Source organism: Dermacoccus sp. NHGro5, from assembly GCF_017565385.1.
In the GTDB taxonomy this organism is placed as follows: domain Bacteria; phylum Actinomycetota; class Actinomycetes; order Actinomycetales; family Dermatophilaceae; genus Dermacoccus; species Dermacoccus nishinomiyaensis.
In genome coordinates this window covers 112,387-129,691 of the sequence record NZ_JAGEKQ010000015.1, presented here as the reverse complement: position 1 = coordinate 129,691, position 17,305 = coordinate 112,387, and the positions used below count along the sequence as shown (strand labels likewise).

Below are 17,305 nucleotides of genomic sequence, written 5' to 3'. Positions count from 1 at the left end.
TGCACGACGGGTCGTGGAAGATGCTGCACGCTCGCCGCCAAGTCAGCCTCGCCTACTACCAGGCGCGTCACCCCGAACGTTTCCGCGGCCACCGCGCGCCAGTGCCCGCCCCGAAAGCGTGGGCCGGAATCAACCATCCCGGCCCTGAGTGACTCACCACAGGTTGACATCCACCGCCGTTCGCAGAGGTGGACGAAAATCGCGAATGTGGACAAGAATCGCAGATGGGGACGGGGCAGGTGAGCCCTACACTTGGGCCATGACTGACACCTCTGCGACGACACACAGCTTGGACGAAACGGCGGCGCGGGCACTCACACAGGACGTCGTCGCGGCGCTGCCGAAGGTCGTGCTGCACGATCACCTCGACGGTGGGGTTCGTCCGGCGACCGTCCTCGGACTCGCGCGCAAGACCGGCTACGACGCGCTGCCGGCCGACGACGCCGAGACACTCGCGCGCTGGTTCCGTGACAGCGCCGACTCGGGTTCGCTCGTGCGTTACCTCGAGACGTTCGAGCACACCGTCGGCGTCATGCAGACCCGCGACGCCATCGTCCGCGTCGCCGCCGAGTGCGCCGAGGATCACGCGGCGGACGGCGTCGTCTACGCCGAGGTCCGCTTCGCGCCGGAGCTGCACATCGAGAAGGGTCTGGCCCTCACCGAGGTCGTCGACGCTGTGCTCGAAGGCTTCCGACGCGGTGCCGAACGCGCCGCCGAGCAGGGCAGGCCCATCGTCATGCGCGCCCTGCTGACGGCGATGCGCCACGCGGCGAAGAGCGTCGAGATCGCCGAACTCGCTGTCGCCTACCGCGACCAGGGCGTCGCCGGTTTCGACATCGCCGGCGCCGAGGCCGGTTTCCCTCCCACACGCCACCTCGACGCGTTCGAGTACCTGCGCCGCGAGAACGCGCACTTCACGATCCACGCCGGTGAGGCATTCGGGCTGCCGAGCATCTGGGAGGCCATCCAGTACTGCGGCGCCGAACGGCTCGGGCACGGCGTGCGCATCACCGACGACATCACGATCGACGGCGTCGCCTACCCCGAACTCGACGAGCCGGCTCGCGCCGCGCTGCCTGCGCGTGTTCGGGCGGGGGAGGCCGACGTCCGCCTCGGGCGCCTCGCCGCCTTCGTCCGCGATCGGCGCATCGCGCTCGAGGTGTGCCCGCTCTCGAACCTGCAGACGGGTGCGGCGTTGTCGCTGCGCAGCCACCCCATCTCGTTCCTGCTGGCACTCGGTTTCCGCGTCGCGCTCAGCACCGACAACCGCCTCATGAGCGACACGTCGATGACGAAGGAGATGACCGGGCTCGTCAGCGAGGCAGGCTGGGGTCTCGACGACCTCGAGAAGGTCACCGTCAACGCGATGAAGTCGGCGTTCATCCCGTTCGACGAGCGCCTCGCGATCATCATGGACGTCATCAAACCCGGGTTCGCCGCGGCCCGCGCCTGACGTGCCTGACCTGGTCGGTGACCCACGCTGCTGCGTTCGGTGGCCGAGCACGTGCACCCTGAGCGCCGCCCAGGTGCGCCCGTCAGATCGCTGACGACTGCAGCGCCGCAGCGCGGCGCACGGCCTCGGAGAACGTGACGGGTTGGGCGCCGCGCGCCAGGTGCGCTCTGACGAGTTCGGGTTCGTCCCGCCACAGCCGCGCCCCACGCCGCACGAGGACGAGCGGGGGCTTGCGGCGCTCGGCCACGTCGCGGATGAACCGCCGGGCCGCAGTCACCGTCCGGTTGCGACGCAGGCACCACGCCTCGCCGAGCACACCGCGCTCGGCGAGCGGGGCGATGACGTCGGGCGCGAAGATGCCCTCGGCGACGACGAACCGGGCTCCGTCGAGCGTGACGGAGTGCGTGCCCGTCGCACGACTCTGCGAGATCGAGTACTGCGGCACGTCGGTGGCACCGGTGCGGCACAACCGCTCCAGCGACTGCGCAGCGGCCTCGACGTTCCACGTGCCGGCGTTGTCCCAGTCGATCTCGCCCGAGGCGAACCGCGGCAGATCGGGCGCGTCGTGATCGCGGTAGAAGTCGTCGAGATTGACGAACGGCCACCCGTGGCTCGCGCACAACTGGCGAGCCAGCCGCGACTTGCCGCTGCCCGACGGCCCCGACACGACGATGACGCGGGCGAGCGCTCCCCGCGCGCCCACGACAGGCCCGTCTGCGTCAGCCGGAGCCGGCGGGTGAGTCGTCGAAACCTTCTCGGGGGCAACGTCGCTCGTCGGAAGGGCCCCTTCGGCGGCGCTCTCGTGAGACGTCACAGTGCGGTGAGCTCCTCCATCGCACGCCGCGTCGCGGCGAGACGGCGGGCCGCCTCCGCACGCGCCGCGGCCAGGGCGTCGTCCACGCCGGGCGCCAGGTCGTCCACGGGCACGATCGCCTCGAGGTAGACCTTGACCTTCGGCTCGGTTCCGCTCGGGCGCACGATGACGCGGGTGCCGTCGGCGAGCAGGTAGCGCAGGCCGTCGGTCGGCGGCAGGCCGCCGTCACCGAGGGCGAGGTCGTGGAACTGCGCGACGACGACGTCTCCGATCTGCGTCGCAGGTCGTTCGCGCAGGGCCGCCATGATGGCGGGGATCTGCGCCAGCTCGGCGACGCGGATGCTGAACGAGTCGCTCGCGTACACGCCGTGGCGGCGGGCGAGGTCGTCGAGCAGGTCGACGAGGGTGCGGCCCTCGGCCTTCAACCCGGCCGCCAGTTCCGCGACGGCGAGGCCCGCGGAGATGCCGTCCTTGTCGCGCGCGACGGACGGCGCGGTGCAGTACCCGAGCGCCTCCTCGTAGCCGTAGGCAATGTCGGGCACCCGGGCGATCCACTTGAACCCGGTCAGCGTCTCGACGTGCGCGACGCCCGCATCGGCCGCCATCGCGCCGAGCTGGCGCGAGCTGACGATGCTGTTGGCGAGCACGGGCGCGCCCCCGTCGACGCCGTGCAGCGCGCCGGTCGCAGCGAGGTCGAGTGCACGCTGCCCGAGCAGCACCCCCACCTCGTCACCGCGCAGCATGCGCCACCCCTGGGGGTCCTCAGCCGACGCGCACCTCGGGTCGGGCGCGGCGACGGCGCAGCGGTCGGCGTCCGGGTCGGAGGCGATGACGATGTCGGGCCGCACCTCGCGCGCGAGGTCGAGCGCCGCGTCGATCGCGCCGGGCTCTTCTGGATTCGGGAAGCTGACGGTGGGGAAGCGCGGGTCGGGCTGTTCCTGCGACGCGACGGGCGTCGGGCGCGCGAAACCGGCCTGCTCGAACGCCGCGAGCAGCGTCGTCGACCCGACGCCATGCAGCGCCGTGTGGACGACGGCGACGTCGCGCGGTCCGCCCGGGGTGATCGAGGCGACACAGGCGTCGCGGTAATCGGCCTCGAGGTCGTCGCCGAGGGTCTCCCAGCCGTCCTCGGCGCGCTCGATCGACGCCGCGGACGGGAACGTGTCGATCGCCGCGGCTATTTCGGCGTCGGCGGGCGGGACGATCTGGCTGCCGTCGCCGAGGTAGACCTTGTAGCCGTTGTCCTGCGGCGGGTTGTGGCTCGCCGTCACCATGACGCCCGCATCAGCCCCGACGTACCGGATCGCGAACGCGAGCACCGGCGTCGCCAGCGGACGCGGCAGGACGAGCGCCCGCCCACCCGCAGCGGTGACGACGGCCGCGGTGTCGGCGGCGAACACGTCACTGTTCGTGCGCGCGTCGTACCCGATGACGACCGTGACGTCCCGCTTGCCGAGCGAGGTCTGCAGGTAGCGCGTGAGCCCTGCCGCAGCACGAAGGACGACGACGCGGTTCATGCGGTTGGGCCCTGCTCCGAGCGCGCCGCGCAGGCCCGCGGTACCGAAGGCGAGCAGTCCGCGGAATCGATCGGCCAGATCATCGAGCGCCGCAGCGTCGCCGGATTCGGCTGCCGCCACGACGGATTCGAGTTCTGCGCGTGTCACCTCGTCGGGGTCGTCGGCGATCCAGGCACGTGCCTGGTCGAGCAGGTGGGCCGTGTCGGTCGTCATCGTCGTTCCTCGCTCGCGTCGGTGATCGATTCGGTGGTCGGCGCCGTCACAGCGCCCGGACGATGCCCGACAGCAACTGCCCACACCGCTCGGCCGCTGCCCGCCCGGCTTCGATGACCTCGGCGTGGTCGAGCGGAGTGGGGCTGATACCCGCCGCCGGGTTCGTGACGAGGGAGATGCCGAGCACCTCGAGGCCCGCGTGACGCGCCGCGATGGCCTCGAGGGCCGTCGACATGCCGACGAGGTCGGCGCCGAGCGTCTTCGCCATGCGCACCTCGGCGGGCGTCTCGTAGTGCGGCCCGGTGAACTGCGCGTAGACGCCCTCGTCGAGCGAGGAGTCGATCGAACGCGCCACGTCGCGCAGGCGCGGTGAGTACAGGTCGGTGAGGTCGACGAACGTCGCGCCCTCGAGCGGCGAGGTGGCCGTCAGGTTGATGTGATCGCTCATGAGCACGGGCGTGCCCGGGCCCCACTCCGGGCGCAGGCCGCCGCACCCGTTCGTCAGCACCACGGTGTCGCACCCGGCCGCCGCGGCGGTACGCACGCCGTGGACGACGGCGCGCACCCCCTTGCCCTCGTAGAAGTGCGTGCGCGTGCCGTAGACGAGGGCGCGCTTGCCACTGCCCTCGATCTCGATCGAGCGCATCTGCCCGCTGTGACCAGCGACGGCCGCCGCGCCGAACCCGGGCACGTCGGTGTTGTCGATCGTCGCCTTGACCTCGCCGATGAGGTCGGCGGTCTGGCCCCAGCCGGAGCCGAGGACGAGCGCCACGTCGTGCTTCTCGACGCCCGTGCGTTCGGCGATGACGCGCGCGGCGTCACGCGCGATCTCGAAGGGATCGACGCTCGGATCGGACAGGGGCGAAGTGGTCTGCTGAGTCACCCCTTCAGGGTACGTGGCGAGGCCGACAACCGGTGCCGACCGCGCGAACGTCCCTGTTGCCGATGCGCCCGCCGACGCACCTGCAGGCGCACCTACCGCCGTGCCCTGCTCGCGCCACATGCATCGACGTGCCCGCGATTCGAAGTCTCTTGACGTCAAGTGATTGGATAGGGGGGTGAGCTCACGGAAGAAGTCTGTCGTCGTCATCGGTGGTGGCCCGGGCGGTTATGAATCCGCGCTCGTCGCCGCCCAGCTCGGTGCGCAGGTCACGGTCATCGACCGTGACGGCCTCGGTGGTGCCGCGGTGCTCACCGACTGCGTCCCCTCCAAGACCCTGATCGCCACCTCCGACTTCCTCTCGCGCTTCGAGGCGGCCGGCCGCCTCGGCGTCGGCTTCGAGGGCAACGAGGAGAACCAGCACGCGCACGCCAACCTGGGCCAGGTCAACGAGCGCATCCTGCGCCTGGCGAAGGCGCAGTCCGTCGACATCCAGGCTCAGCTCGAGAGTGTCGGCGTGCGCATCCGGCGCGGCACCGGCCGCGTCAAGGGCCACGGGTGGGTCGAGGCCGAGCTCACGAACGGCGAGACCGAGGACATCCGCGCCGACGTCATCCTCCTCGCGATGGGCACGACCCCGCGCGTCATGGACACCGCGAAGCCCGACGGCGAGCGCATCCTGACGTGGAAGGACATCTACAACCTCACCGAGGTCCCCGAGAAGCTCATCGTCGTCGGTTCTGGTGTCACCGGTGCCGAACTCGCGCACGCCTACCTCGGCCTCGGCGCCGACGTCACGCTCGTCAGCTCGCGTGACCGCGTGCTGCCCGGCCAGGACGCCGACGCGGCCACGGTCATCGAGAACGTCTTCCGCCGCCGCGGCATGACGGTCCTCAACCGCAGCCGCGCCATGGCCGCAACGCGTGAAGGCGACACCGTCGTCGTGACGCTCGAGGACGGACGCAAGGTCGAAGGCACGCACGCGATCCTCGCCGTGGGTTCGATCCCGCAGACGAAGGGCATCGGCCTCGAGGCCGCGGGCGTCGACCTCACCGACTCGGGCCACATCGTCACCGACCGCGTCTCGCGCACGAGCGCGCAGGGCATCTATGCCGCCGGCGACTGCACGGGCGTATACCCGCTCGCGTCCGTCGCAGCGATGCAGGGGCGCGTCGCCATGCACCATGCCCTCGGCGACGCGGTGCAGCCGCTCAACCTGCGCGGCGTCACGGCCAACATCTTCACCGACCCCGAGATCGCGACGGTCGGCTACAGCCAGGCCGACGTCGAGGAGGGCAAGATCGAGGCGCGCGTCGTCACGCTGCCGCTTTCGACGAACCCGCGCGCCAAGATGCGCAACATCACCGACGGCTTCGTCAAGCTGTTCGCCCGCCCGGGATCGAACACGATCATCGGCGGCGTCGTCGTCGCGCCGCAGGCCTCGGAGCTGATCTACCCGATCGGCATGGCCGTCGCGAACCGCCTGACGGTCGACCAGGTCGCCAACACGTTCTCGGTGTACCCGTCGATGACGGGTTCGATCGCCGAGGCCGCACGTCGTCTGCACAGCAGCGACGTCTTCTGATCCCTCGCCGCACGCGATGACGAGGACGAGCGCGCCCAGCGATGCCGCCTGCGAGAACCCACGCCCGGCGGCGCTGCTCGACGCAGCGACGAGCGTCCTCGCGACGAGTGGGCTGCGTGGGCTGACGCACCGGGCGGTCGATCGTCAGGCGGGTTTTCCCGAGGGCACGTGCTCGGTCAGCTTCCGCACGCGCGCCGCGCTGCTCGCCGGCCTGACGACGCACGTCGGCTCCCGCGTGGCCGTGCAGGTCCGCGCGCTGGGCGAGCAGATCCCGTCCGGCACCGACGACCCGCTCGCCACCGCACCGTTCGCGACGGCCCTGCTCGAACGCTGGGTGACGCAGGACGACGGCGCGTTGATGGTCGCGATCCTCGAACTGTCCCTCGAGTCGCTGCGCACGCCCGAGCTCGCGCCGGCCGTGGGGGAGTGGCGCAGCGAGCTCGTCAGCATCGTCGAGACGATCGTGTGCCGCACCTCGGAGACCGGCGCGCGCTCCGATTCGCGTCTGCGCGCCGAGACGGCCGTCGCGAGCATCGAGGGCATCGTCCTGTCGGCGCTCGCGCAGCCTGCGGAGCGTCGCGGCCCGTACATCGACAAGACGCTGCGCATGGTGCTGCTCGGCACCGCGTCGCCAGAGGACGCGCGCCCCACGCACTGAGCTACGGGCGCACTGAGCTACGGGGCATCGAGCCAACCAGCGTTTCGCGTCCATCGTGAGACGTAGGAACCCGTGAGACGCAGGCGCCCCGGCACGCTCGGCGTGCCGGGGCGTTCGAACGTCGGAGCCGTCAGGCGTCGACGTCCTTGATCTGCGCGAGGACCGTGCCGGCCGTCACCGTCTCGCCGACGGTCGCGGCGAGGCCGCTGACGACGCCCGCCTTGTGCGCGGTGATCGGCTGCTCCATCTTCATCGCCTCGATGACGACGATCGTGTCGCCGGCTTCGACCGTGGTGCCGTCCTCTATGGCCACCTTGACGACGGTGCCCTGCATCGGCGCGGTGAGCGAGTCACCGCTCGCCGCGGCGCCGCCACCGCCCTTGCGTGCGGCGCGACGCGGGCCGGCCGAGGAGCCCTTGCCCGCTCCGGAACTCACGGCGAGGGCGCCCGGTAGCGACACCTCGAGGCGCTTGCCGCCGACCTCGACGACGACGCTCTGACGGGCAGCCTGCTCGGCCGCGGCCTCGGGCGTGCCATCGTACGGCGAGATCTGGTTGTCGAACTCCGTCTCGATCCAGCGCGTGTGCACGCTGAACGGCGCGTCGGGGGCGTCGGTGAACTCGGGCGCGAACGCCGGATCCTCGACGACGACGCGGTGGAACGGCAGCACCGTCGGCATGCCCTCGATGACGGTCTCGTCCAGCGCGCGGCGCGAGCGCTCGAGCGCTTCCTTGCGGGTGCGGCCCGTCACGATGATCTTCGCGAGCATCGAGTCGAACGCGCCACCGATGACGTCGCCGGAGACGACACCCGAATCGACGCGCACACCCGGCCCGCTCGGCGCCTCGAACTTCTCGACGGTGCCCGGCGCCGGCAGGAAGTTCCGGCCTGCGTCCTCGCCGTTGAGGCGGAACTCGATCGAGTGTGCGTGCGGCGTCGGGTCGTCATAGCCGAGCTCCTCGCCGCGGGCGATGCGGAACTGCTCGCGCACGAGGTCGATACCCGTCACCTCCTCGGAGACGGGGTGCTCGACCTGCAGGCGCGTGTTGACCTCGAGGAAGCTGATGACGCCGTCGGTGCCGATGAGGTACTCGCAGGTGCCCGCACCCGAGTAACCCGCCTCGCGCAGGATCGCCTTCGACGCCCGCAGCAGCTCGGCGTGCTGCTCGTCACTGACGAACGGCGCCGGCGCCTCCTCCACGAGCTTTTGGTTGCGGCGCTGCAGCGAGCAGTCACGCGTCGAGACGACGACGACGTTGCCGTGGTTGTCGGCGAGGCACTGCGTCTCGACGTGGCGCGGGCTGTCGAGGAAGCGCTCGACGAAGCACTCGCCGCGCCCGAACGCCGTGACGGCCTCGCGCACAGCCGACTCGTACAGCGACGGGATCTCCTCGATCGTTCGCGCGACCTTGAGGCCGCGTCCGCCACCGCCGTAGGCGGCCTTGATGGCAACGGGCAGGCCGTGCTCCTTCGCGAACGCGACGACCTCGTCCGCGTCGTCGACCGGATCCTTCGTACCGGGCACGAGGGGAGCGCCGGCCTTCGTCGCGATGTGACGCGCCTTGACCTTGTCGCCGAGCGAGTCGATGGCGGCGGGCGACGGCCCGATCCACGTCAGGCCCGCATCGAGGACGGACTGCGCGAACTCGGCGTTCTCCGCGAGGAAACCGTACCCGGGGTGGACGGCGTCAGCGCCGGAACGCTTCGCGACGTCGAGGATCTTGTCGACGACGAGATAGGAATCGCCGGGCGTCGAGCCGCCGAGGGAGTAGGCCTCATCGGCGACGCGCACGTGCAGAGCGTCACGGTCGGGTTCGGCGTAGACGGCCACGGAGGCGATGCCGTCGTCCTTCGCCGCGCGCGCAATACGGACTGCGATCTCGCCACGGTTGGCGATCAGGACCTTGGTGACAGAACTCATGTCCGTGACCTTATCGCCGCGGGGGGTGACCGGCGAGAATACCCGGCGGTAGGTTCCTCAGGCGCCGGGATCGACGTCATCCGAGCGCTCAACGCCGGAATACGAGAGCGCGCGGCGTGGTTGCCGCTGACATGGCTGAGAACACGAACGTCCCCACCGTGACCCTCCAGGCCGGCTCGGCGAGCATCGAGATGCCGCAGTTGGGCTTCGGTGTCTGGCAGGTCGAGAACGACGGCGCATCCGCCGCCGTGCAGGAAGCCCTGAAGGTCGGCTACCGCAGCATCGACACCGCCCGCATCTACGACAACGAAGAAGGCGTCGGGCAGGGCATCGCCGCCTCCGACGTGCCGCGCAGCGACATCTTCCTCACGACGAAGGTCTGGAACGACGACCAGGGGGCCGAGGCGACGAAGAAGGCCTTTGACGCGTCCATCGAACGCCTCGGCGGCGAATCGATCCTGCCGCTCGACCTCTACCTCATCCACTGGCCCACGCCCGAGAAGGACACCTACGTCGACACCTTCAAGGCGATGCTCGAACTGCGCGACGCCGGCAAGATCCGCGCCGTCGGCGTCTGCAACTTCGAACCCGAGCACCTGCAGCGCCTCAAGGACGAGACCGGCGAGTTCCCCGCCATCAACCAGGTCGAACTGCACCCCAAGTTCCAGCAGAAGGCCGTCCGCGACTTCTGCGCCGACAACGGCATCGTCGTCGAAGCCTGGAGTCCCCTCGGCCAGGGCGGCGACATCCTCACCAACCCCGTGCTCGAAGGAATAGCCGAACGCGTCGGCAAGACCGTCGCGCAGGTCATCATCCGCTGGCACCTGCAGATCGGCAACGTCGTCATCCCCAAGTCCGTGACGCCCGCCCGCATCGCCGAGAACTTCGACGTCCTCGACTTCGAACTCACCGAAGACGACCTCCACGCCATCAGCGACCTCGACGACAAGGACGGCCGCATCGGCTCTCACCCGAACGACCTGAATTGATCGATGATGTGACGAAGCCCCGCGCGAGCAAGCTCGCGTGGGGCTTCGTCACATCATCGATCAAATGTTTTCTGCCGCATCTTCCGGCCAGGCCCTGGGGGCCTGTCTCGGTGCGACACGGGTTCGTTCCTGGTTGTGGTCACGTAAGCTGAGACCATATTCGAGCAGGCTGCGGGGAGGCAGACGAACCCATGGGTGAGATGTTCGCTGGACGCTACGAACTCATCGACCAGATCGGCGAAGGCGGCATGGGGTCCGTCTGGCGCGTCCACGACCACAAGTCGCGCCGCCTCGTCGCAGCGAAACTGTTGCGCCAGTCCGACGCCGGATCGCTGCTGCGCTTCATGCGCGAACAAGGCATGCGCATCGAGCACAATCACGTCGTCACCCCTCTCGGCTGGGCCGGCGAGGACGGCCGCGTCATCTTCACGATGCCCCTCATCGACGGTGGCTCGCTCAGCGAACTCGTCAAGGAGAACGGCGCCCTGCCCTACCCGCTGGTCGCCGAACTCATGCGCCAGATCCTCGACGGACTCGACGCCTGCCACAGCGCCGGCATCGTGCACCGCGACATCAAGCCCGCCAACATCCTGCTCGAAGCCACCGGAATGGGTGTGCCCTCGGCGTGGATCACCGACTTCGGCATCGCCGTCAGCGTCGACGCGCCCCGCCTGACGAGCAACGAGATGGTTCTCGGCACACCGGGCTACATGTCGCCTGAGCAGGCCAAGGGCGACGATCCCGACCCCCGTCAGGATCTGTACTCCGCCGGAATGATGGGCCTGCACATGCTGACCGGCATCAAACCCGGAGCGAGCATCCGTGTCCGCAAGGACGACGTGCCCCCGCGCCCCGAGGGTATCCCCGACTCGCTGTGGAACCTGCTCGTCGCCCTCGCCGATCCCGTCGCCGACCGGCGGCCCGCCAACGCGCGCGACGCCCTCAGCTGGCTCATGCTCCCGGAGAACGCCTGGCAGGAATGGGCGGCCCGCCCGATCCCCGACCGCCTGCCCGAGATGACGACGTCAGGGGAGTTCGTCCGCCTCGAGGCAGGTGCGGCCGCCCGCGCCCTCGACGGCTTCACGGACTCCTCCGCGGCGCCCGCCACGGTCATCGACGGCGCAGCGGTGCGCCGTCGCCCCACCGTCAAGGCGTGGATCGCGGCTCCGGCCGCTCTGGCGGCGGCCATCGCGGCAGCGTTCGCGCTCTGGCAGCCGTGGGGCGCGGGCGACGGCGCGTACGACCCGCAGCTCGCCAACACCGGCGGCGTCTGCGCCTACGCCGACGCCGGCACGACCGCCCAGACGACGAGCGGCAAGACCCTCACCTGCACCGAGAAGGACGGCTCGTACTCCTGGCAGGGCTGACGCCGGCCGGCAGGACGCGGGCAGCCAAGACGTCGGCCTGCAGCGACAGGCGACGGCTCGAGTGCGTCTGACGGCGTCCGACGAGCGTCAGTGCTTCTCGCGGCGTCGCAGCACGTACCCGAGCCCGACGACCGCGCCGATGCCGAGGACGAGTGCGCCGCCCCACAGCAGCGGGTTAGCCGACGACTTGCCGACGCCGCTGACGTTTCCCGGCTCGGGCTGCTGCACCGCCATCGACGGGCCCGCGTTCGGCGTCCCCGTGACGCGCACGGACAGGACGCTGTCGAACTCCGAGGAATCCTGCAGCTTCGGCTTCGGCGTCGACGACGACGGCGTCACGTCGAGCACCACGTAATACCAGCCCGGGTCGCTGTGCCACTGCAGTGCGTCCGAGCCGCTCGAGTCGACGTTCGCGTTGCCGTAGTCGATCGGAGCGGTGTAGACGCCAAGATCCTTCGAGCCCGAATCCGACGACGACTCGAACAGGTAACCCGACGACGTCCCGGCGCCCGACAGCGTCGCGGAGACGAGGGAGGGGTTGAACATCTGCATCGACAGGTTGAGATCCTGCGACGGGTTGTACGTCGTGCCGTTCTTCGGCGCCTGCCAGCCGAACGACATGCGCTGACCCCACGACAGATGCACGCGGAAGAACATGCGCCGGCCGATGGGCGTCTTCACCGTGTACCCGCCGGGACGCAGGATCGTGGCGCTGGCGAAACCGTCACCGGCCGTCGCCGTCGTGGACGCCTCGAGCGCCTGCGTCGTCATGTCGGGCACCTCGCCCGCAGGCACCTTGACGGTGCCGTTGACGCGGGGCGTGCGCTTCACGGCGATCTGCACGGGCATGGGCGTGGCGTTGTCGCCGTCGATGGTGCGCTTGATCTCGAGCCGATACGACGTCGCGGCCAGGCAGGCGTCAGCGCCCGAACCGAGCGATGACGACGTGCGCGCCGTCTTGGCCTCGTCGACGTCGACGTGCGTCGCGAGCAACCCGGGCGTGCCGCTGCTCGTCAGCGAATCCGAGTCGGAACCGCATGTCGTGGCGCCGTCCGCCGTCGTCAGCGTGAGCTGCAGGCCCTGCGAGCCGGAGTCGACGGACCACGCGTTGCCCTTCCAGCTCGCCGAGCCGTTGATGCTGACGCTGAGGCGCTCGCCCTCGCCGCGCTTGACCTCGACGTACCGTGACGTCGCGTCGACGGGCAGCGTCGAGGAGTACAGCCCCGGCGCCAGCGGCGTGCCCTGGCCGGAGGCGAGGGACAACTCGACCGCGTGGTCGCCGGGAACGAATGTGTTCGTCGCGGCGTCCTCGCCGTACGCCGGTGCTGCCGCGAAGGCGGCCGCGCACGTCAGTGCCGTCAGCGATGCCGCGACGCGCGAGTTGCCCATCGTGTTCCTCCCCATGAGTTCGTGCGCTGACAGTGTCTCAGGTGATCAGGCGCACGGGGGCCGTAAGTGGCCTTTCGATGCGTCGCCCTGTGCCGGACGCGGTGCGGCCAGCTCTCGCCGTCAGGGGTTGACGACAGGGCGACGGATCAGAGTTTCCCCACGCGCCCGTGCGGTGGCCCCTGCTGACCGAGCCAGGTCAGGCTGCCATGTTCCACAGCTCGTGCCAGGCGACGCCGATCTCGGCGAGCATCTCGCGCAGCAGCGGCAGACCGAGGCCGACGACGGTGTGCGGGTCGCCCTCGATGCGTTCGACGTAGGCGCCCGCGAGGCCGTCGATCGTGAACGCGCCCGCCACCCACAGCGGTTCGCCGGTGGCGACGTAGGCGTCGATCTCCGCGTCGTCGAGGTCGGCGAAGTGGACGATCGTCGACGAGACGGCACCGAACGTCGCGCCGGTGCCCTCGACGCGGTCGTCGACGATCCAGTGACCGGTGTGCAGGGTGCCGCTGCGCCCCCGCATCGCCTGCCAGCGCGCGCAGGCGTCGGCGGTGTCCGCGGGCTTGCCGAGGATCGCACCGTCGAACTCGAGCACCGAGTCGCACCCCAGGATGATGCCGCCGTCCTCGATGAACGCGTCGGGCGTCTCGGCCGGAACCTCGTCCTGCGCGAGGACCGACGCGACGGCCTCACACTTCGCGTTCGCGAGCAGGAGCGCCACGTCCTCGGCGGCGAGTTCGCCCGGCCCGTCGTGCTGCGCGCGGGCGGCGACGACGACAGCGTCCTCGTCGACGTCGGAGACGAGGACGAACGGTTCGATGCCGGCGCTGCGCAGGGTCGCGAGGCGGGCGGGGGACTTCGAGGCGAGCACGAGGACGGTCATGGGCTCAAGAATATCGGCGCGCCGAGGCGGGCCGGACGCCCGTCAGCCCGGCAGGTTGTCGACGAAGCACCAGCGCCATTCCTCACCCGCCTCGAACGAGCGCATGACGGGGTGACCGGTCGCGCGGAAGTGCTTCGTCGCGTGTTGACCGGCGGAGGAGTCGCAGCAGCCGACGTACCCGCACTCGGTGCACATGCGCAGGTGCAGCCACGTCCGACCCTCTTCCAGGCAGCCCTGGCAGCCGTCGTGCGACTGGGGTGAGGCGTAGTCGTGCGCGGCCTTCTCCAGGTGTTCGCAGCCGCCCTGACGAACCTCCGGCGTGAGCAGCGGGCCTGCATCGCGCAGCCCGGCGTTGCGCTCCTCGGCGGTGACGATCATCGACTCCTCGATGTCGAGCTGCATCATGATGCTGTCGATGACCTCGTGGTCGACGCGGCCCTCGTTACGCATCTCGAGTGCCTTGTCGCGTTCGGCGTTGATCATCTTCTGACGCAGGATGCGGTACTGCTGCGTCGGGCCCATCGTGTCGTTGTTGCCGAGCAGTTCCCACTGCAGGTTCGCGCGGCGCATGTCCTGCTTCTGCAGCGACTTGATGATTGCCTCGGGGGTGTCCGCCAGTTCCGGGTCGTCGGCGAGGGCCTTGCGCATCGCCGCCTCACCGGCATCGACGGAGGCCTGCATGACCTGGGCGCGCGCGAGGGCGTCCTCACGCGGGTCGGGCGCGCGTAGCTTCATGAGGTTGGCGACGCGGCCGAGGGTGAAGCCCTGGATGACGAGCGTGCCGATCGTCACGACGAGCGCGATGAAGACGAGCGACTCGCGGTGCGGCGTCTCGGGCGGCAGCAGGAACGCGGCGGCGAGCGTCACCACTCCGCGCATGCCCGCCCAGCCTGCGACGGCGCCCTCGCGCAGGCTGAGGGGGCGCGAATCCCAGCGCGAGACCTTGCCGAGCCAAGCCGCCGCGATGATGAACATCGGCCGCACGAGCATGACGGTGACGAGGACGGCGACCGCGTACAGGCTGGTGCGTTGGAGGCCGAGGTCCGATGTTTGGACCTGGTCGATGATCATCGACACCTGCAGGCCGATGAGCAGGAACACCATGTTCTCGAGCAGGAACTGGATCGAGTTCCAGTTCATCCGCGATGCGACCCGCGCCTGCGCCGTGTTGTAGTACGGCGCCTTGAAGCCGAGCAGCACGCCGGTGACGACGACGGCGATGACACCAGATGCCTTGATCGCCTCCGCCGGGAGGTAGGCGACCCACGGCGTGATGATGCTGATCGCGACGCTCGTCACGGCGTCGCGGATGTGCTTCTGCACGAACTCCACGACGTAGAACGCGATGACACCGATGACGATGCCGCCGAGCGCCGCGATGACGAAGGCGAGGCCGGCCCTGCTCGCCGAGAACGACCCCGTCAGCGCGCTCACGGCGGTGCCGACGGTGACGAGGGCCGTCGCGTCGTTGAAGAGCGACTCGCCCTCGAGGACGGCGACGAGACGTCGCGGCAACCCGATGCGGCGGGCGACGGCGGTCGCGGCGACGGCGTCCGGGGGAGCGACGACACCGCCGAGCGCCATCGCGGCGGCGAACCCGACGGGCATGAGCCACCACGAGACGAGCAGGATCGACAGCTGGACGATCTGGAACACGTCGCGCTTGAGATCGATGATCGAGGTGCGGATCGCCGTCGCGTACAGCAGTGGCGGCAGGAACCCGAGCAGGATCACTTCGGAGTCGACGTGGACCTCGGGGACCTGCGGCAGGTACGACGCCACCGCGCCGATGGCGACGAGCAGCAGCGGCGCCGACAGGCCGACGCGGCGCGCGAGGACGGAGACACTGATCGTCGTCGCGACGAGCAGGAAGATGGGAAGAGCGATGTGCACGTCGACATTGTCGCGGATGGCGAGCGGATCCGCAGAATACGTCCGGCCGTCATGCGGGGCTCAGAGGATGAGGTGACTCAGGGCAGCATCCACGACAGGGCGTGCGCCTGCAGGTAGACGAGCGTGCACAGCACGAGCAGCATGCCGAGCGACCACAGCACGACGGCGCGGAAGATCTTCGACTCCTTGCCCTGCAGGCCGACGGCTGTCGCCGCGATGGCCAGCGACTGTGGCGAGATCATCTTGCCGACGACTCCACCGGAGGTGTTGGCCGCCGTCATGAGGTGCGGGTCGAGCCCGGCCTTCTCCGCGGCCGTCTGCTGCAGCGTCGAGAACAGGGCGTTCGCCGAGGTGTCCGAGCCGGTGACGGCGGTGCCGACCCAGCCGAGCACGGGCGACAGGAACGCGAACCACGCGCCCAGCCCGGCGACGAACGTGCCGATCGCGATGGTCTGGCCGGAGAAGTTCATGACGTAGGCGAGCGCGAGCACCGACGCGATCGTCAGCGCCGAGAAGCGCATCGTGTAGAAGCAACGCCCGATCTCCTTGAACGCCTCACCCAGCGTGAGCGGGAAGCGGCCGCCGCCGTCACGCAGGGAGTAGACGATCGCGACCATGAGCCCGGTGAGGAACAGCAGCGTGCCCGGGCTCGACAGCCACTGCAGCGTGTAGACGGTCGAGGAGATCGACTTGCCCTTGGCGTTGACGAGCTCGCCGTTGAGGCCCGGCCAGGGAATCTTGACGTCGGTGGCGCTGAGCTTCGCAGGGATGTCGACGCCCAGCTTCCACAGCTTCGCGATGCCGAACACGACGACGACGAGCAGATAGGGCAGCACGGCCATCCAGATGCGGGAGGCGCTGAGCGCCTCGGCGGGAACGGGCGCTTCGATGTCGAGGCTGCGACGCACGTCGTCGGCGCCCTTGGGCTTCCAGAAGCGCAGCAGGACGATGGCGGCCGCGAGCCCGACGAGCGAGGCGACGACGTCCGTCAACTCGTACGAGAAGTACGTCGAACACCACCACTGCGCGATCGCGAACGCGCCACCGGTGACGAGCGCAGCGGGCCACGCCTGGACGAGCCCGCGCTTGCCGTCGATGATCATCATGAGGAAGAAGGGAACGGCTATCGCGAAGAACGGTGCCTGGTGGCCGACGACGGCACCGATGTGCGCGGGGTCGAGGCCCGTCAGGTTCCCGGCGGTCGTGATCGGGATGGCGACGGCGCCGAACGCCACCGGCGCCGTGTTCGCGATGAGGCACACGACGGCCGTCTTGAGCGGCTTGAGCCCGAGGGCGAGCACCATCGTCGCCGTGATGGCGACCGGCGCGCCGAACCCGGCGAGGGCCTCGAGAAGGCCGCCGAAGCAGAACGCGATGAGCATGGCCTGGATGCGAATGTCGCCGCCGCCGATCGCGTCGAAGATCGAGCGCAGGTCGTTGAAGCGGCCCGAGATGACGGTGACCCGGTAGAACCACAACGCCATGACGACGATCCACACGATCGGCACGAGACCGTAGACGGCGCCCTGTGTCGCCGACAGAAGGGCGAGGTGTGTCGGCATGCCGAACGCGACGACGGCGATGACGAGCGAGACGACGAGGCTCGCGAGGCCTGCGACGTAGGCGCTGGCCTTGGCGATCAACAGCATCGCGAAGAACGTGAGGAGGGGCAACGAGCCCACGAGAGCGGACAGCGCCAGGCTGTCGCCGACGGCGTCGGGGGTCGCGGTGTAGGTGATCACGCGG

General features: G+C 69.9%; 13 protein-coding genes. 5 read left to right on the top strand and 8 right to left on the bottom strand.

Features of this window, described 5'->3' with window-relative positions:
• Window positions 1-259: 259 nt before the first annotated feature.
• Complete coding sequence (locus J4Z35_RS08040) at window positions 260-1,453, top strand: adenosine deaminase (RefSeq protein WP_235006191.1); 1,194 nt, start codon at window positions 260-262, stop codon at window positions 1,451-1,453.
• Between the two features lie 82 nt (window positions 1,454-1,535).
• Here the strand turns inward: J4Z35_RS08040 and J4Z35_RS08035 are convergent, their stop codons facing one another.
• From J4Z35_RS08035 to J4Z35_RS08025, 3 genes are read right to left on the bottom strand one after another with little or no spacing between them, the layout of a single operon-like run.
• On the bottom strand, window positions 1,536-2,267 hold the full coding sequence (locus J4Z35_RS08035) for an AAA family ATPase (protein ID WP_235181936.1): 732 nt from the start codon (window positions 2,265-2,267) through the stop codon (window positions 1,536-1,538).
• Entirely contained in the window at window positions 2,264-3,997 is a 1,734-nt protein-coding gene (locus J4Z35_RS08030) for a phospho-sugar mutase (RefSeq protein WP_006947381.1), read from the bottom strand. Before J4Z35_RS08030 ends, J4Z35_RS08035 begins: the two co-directional genes overlap by 4 nt.
• Window positions 3,998-4,043: 46 nt before the next feature.
• On the bottom strand, window positions 4,044-4,880 hold the full coding sequence (locus J4Z35_RS08025; RefSeq protein ID WP_006947398.1) for a purine-nucleoside phosphorylase: 837 nt from the start codon (window positions 4,878-4,880) through the stop codon (window positions 4,044-4,046).
• A gap of 175 nt (window positions 4,881-5,055) precedes the next feature.
• On the opposite strand from J4Z35_RS08025, the gene J4Z35_RS08020 reads away from it, so the two are divergent.
• Window positions 5,056-6,462, top strand: a complete 1,407-nt coding sequence (locus J4Z35_RS08020) for an NAD(P)H-quinone dehydrogenase (protein ID WP_006947339.1) — start codon at window positions 5,056-5,058, stop codon at window positions 6,460-6,462.
• A 16-nt stretch (window positions 6,463-6,478) separates the two neighbouring features.
• Window positions 6,479-7,120: a TetR family transcriptional regulator gene (locus tag J4Z35_RS08015; protein WP_006947400.1), complete on the top strand. Its 642-nt coding sequence runs from the start codon at window positions 6,479-6,481 to the stop codon at window positions 7,118-7,120.
• A gap of 130 nt (window positions 7,121-7,250) precedes the next feature.
• Here J4Z35_RS08015 and J4Z35_RS08010 read toward each other — a convergent pair whose 3' ends face one another.
• The gene (locus J4Z35_RS08010; protein WP_062257026.1) at window positions 7,251-9,041 is read right to left on the bottom strand and encodes a biotin carboxylase N-terminal domain-containing protein; all 1,791 of its coding nucleotides are present in this window, start codon (window positions 9,039-9,041) and stop codon (window positions 7,251-7,253) included.
• Between the two features lie 131 nt (window positions 9,042-9,172).
• On the opposite strand from J4Z35_RS08010, the gene J4Z35_RS08005 reads away from it, so the two are divergent.
• Both J4Z35_RS08005 and J4Z35_RS08000 read left to right on the top strand, forming a co-directional pair.
• A complete protein-coding gene (locus tag J4Z35_RS08005; RefSeq protein ID WP_074045508.1) occupies window positions 9,173-10,030 on the top strand; it encodes an aldo/keto reductase in 858 nt (285 codons plus the stop codon).
• A 191-nt stretch (window positions 10,031-10,221) separates the two neighbouring features.
• Entirely contained in the window at window positions 10,222-11,397 is a 1,176-nt protein-coding gene (locus J4Z35_RS08000) for a serine/threonine-protein kinase (protein WP_074045509.1), read from the top strand.
• Window positions 11,398-11,484: 87 nt separating this feature from the next.
• On the opposite strand, the gene J4Z35_RS07995 is transcribed toward J4Z35_RS08000, so the two are convergent.
• From J4Z35_RS07995 to J4Z35_RS07980, 4 genes are all read right to left on the bottom strand, one after another.
• The gene (locus J4Z35_RS07995; RefSeq protein WP_074045510.1) at window positions 11,485-12,786 is read right to left on the bottom strand and encodes a hypothetical protein; all 1,302 of its coding nucleotides are present in this window, start codon (window positions 12,784-12,786) and stop codon (window positions 11,485-11,487) included.
• 196 nt (window positions 12,787-12,982) lie between these two features.
• A complete protein-coding gene (locus tag J4Z35_RS07990) occupies window positions 12,983-13,666 on the bottom strand; it encodes a Maf family protein (protein ID WP_074045511.1) in 684 nt (227 codons plus the stop codon).
• A 42-nt stretch (window positions 13,667-13,708) separates the two neighbouring features.
• Window positions 13,709-15,559 carry a cation:proton antiporter gene (locus tag J4Z35_RS07985; RefSeq protein WP_208065485.1) on the bottom strand — a complete coding sequence of 617 codons (1,851 nt, stop codon included), beginning with the start codon at window positions 15,557-15,559 and terminating at the stop codon, window positions 13,709-13,711.
• A gap of 77 nt (window positions 15,560-15,636) precedes the next feature.
• Window positions 15,637-17,301, bottom strand: a complete 1,665-nt coding sequence (locus tag J4Z35_RS07980; RefSeq protein ID WP_006947397.1) for an L-lactate permease — start codon at window positions 17,299-17,301, stop codon at window positions 15,637-15,639.
• Between the last annotated feature and the right edge of the window lie 4 nt (window positions 17,302-17,305).

What these genes read in the sequence shown, in the direction of transcription:
- J4Z35_RS08040 (WP_235006191.1), top strand. Translation starts at nt 260, where the DNA reads ATGACTGACACCTCTGCGACGACACACAGCTTGGACGAAACGGCGGCG.
- J4Z35_RS08030 (WP_006947381.1), bottom strand. Translation starts at nt 3,997, where the DNA reads ATGACGACCGACACGGCCCACCTGCTCGACCAGGCACGTGCCTGGATC.
- J4Z35_RS08015 (WP_006947400.1), top strand. Translation starts at nt 6,479, where the DNA reads ATGACGAGGACGAGCGCGCCCAGCGATGCCGCCTGCGAGAACCCACGC.
- J4Z35_RS08010 (WP_062257026.1), bottom strand. Translation starts at nt 9,041, where the DNA reads ATGAGTTCTGTCACCAAGGTCCTGATCGCCAACCGTGGCGAGATCGCA.
- J4Z35_RS08005 (WP_074045508.1), top strand. Translation starts at nt 9,173, where the DNA reads ATGGCTGAGAACACGAACGTCCCCACCGTGACCCTCCAGGCCGGCTCG.
- J4Z35_RS08000 (WP_074045509.1), top strand. Translation starts at nt 10,222, where the DNA reads ATGGGTGAGATGTTCGCTGGACGCTACGAACTCATCGACCAGATCGGC.
- J4Z35_RS07995 (WP_074045510.1), bottom strand. Translation starts at nt 12,786, where the DNA reads ATGGGCAACTCGCGCGTCGCGGCATCGCTGACGGCACTGACGTGCGCG.
- J4Z35_RS07990 (WP_074045511.1), bottom strand. Translation starts at nt 13,666, where the DNA reads ATGACCGTCCTCGTGCTCGCCTCGAAGTCCCCCGCCCGCCTCGCGACC.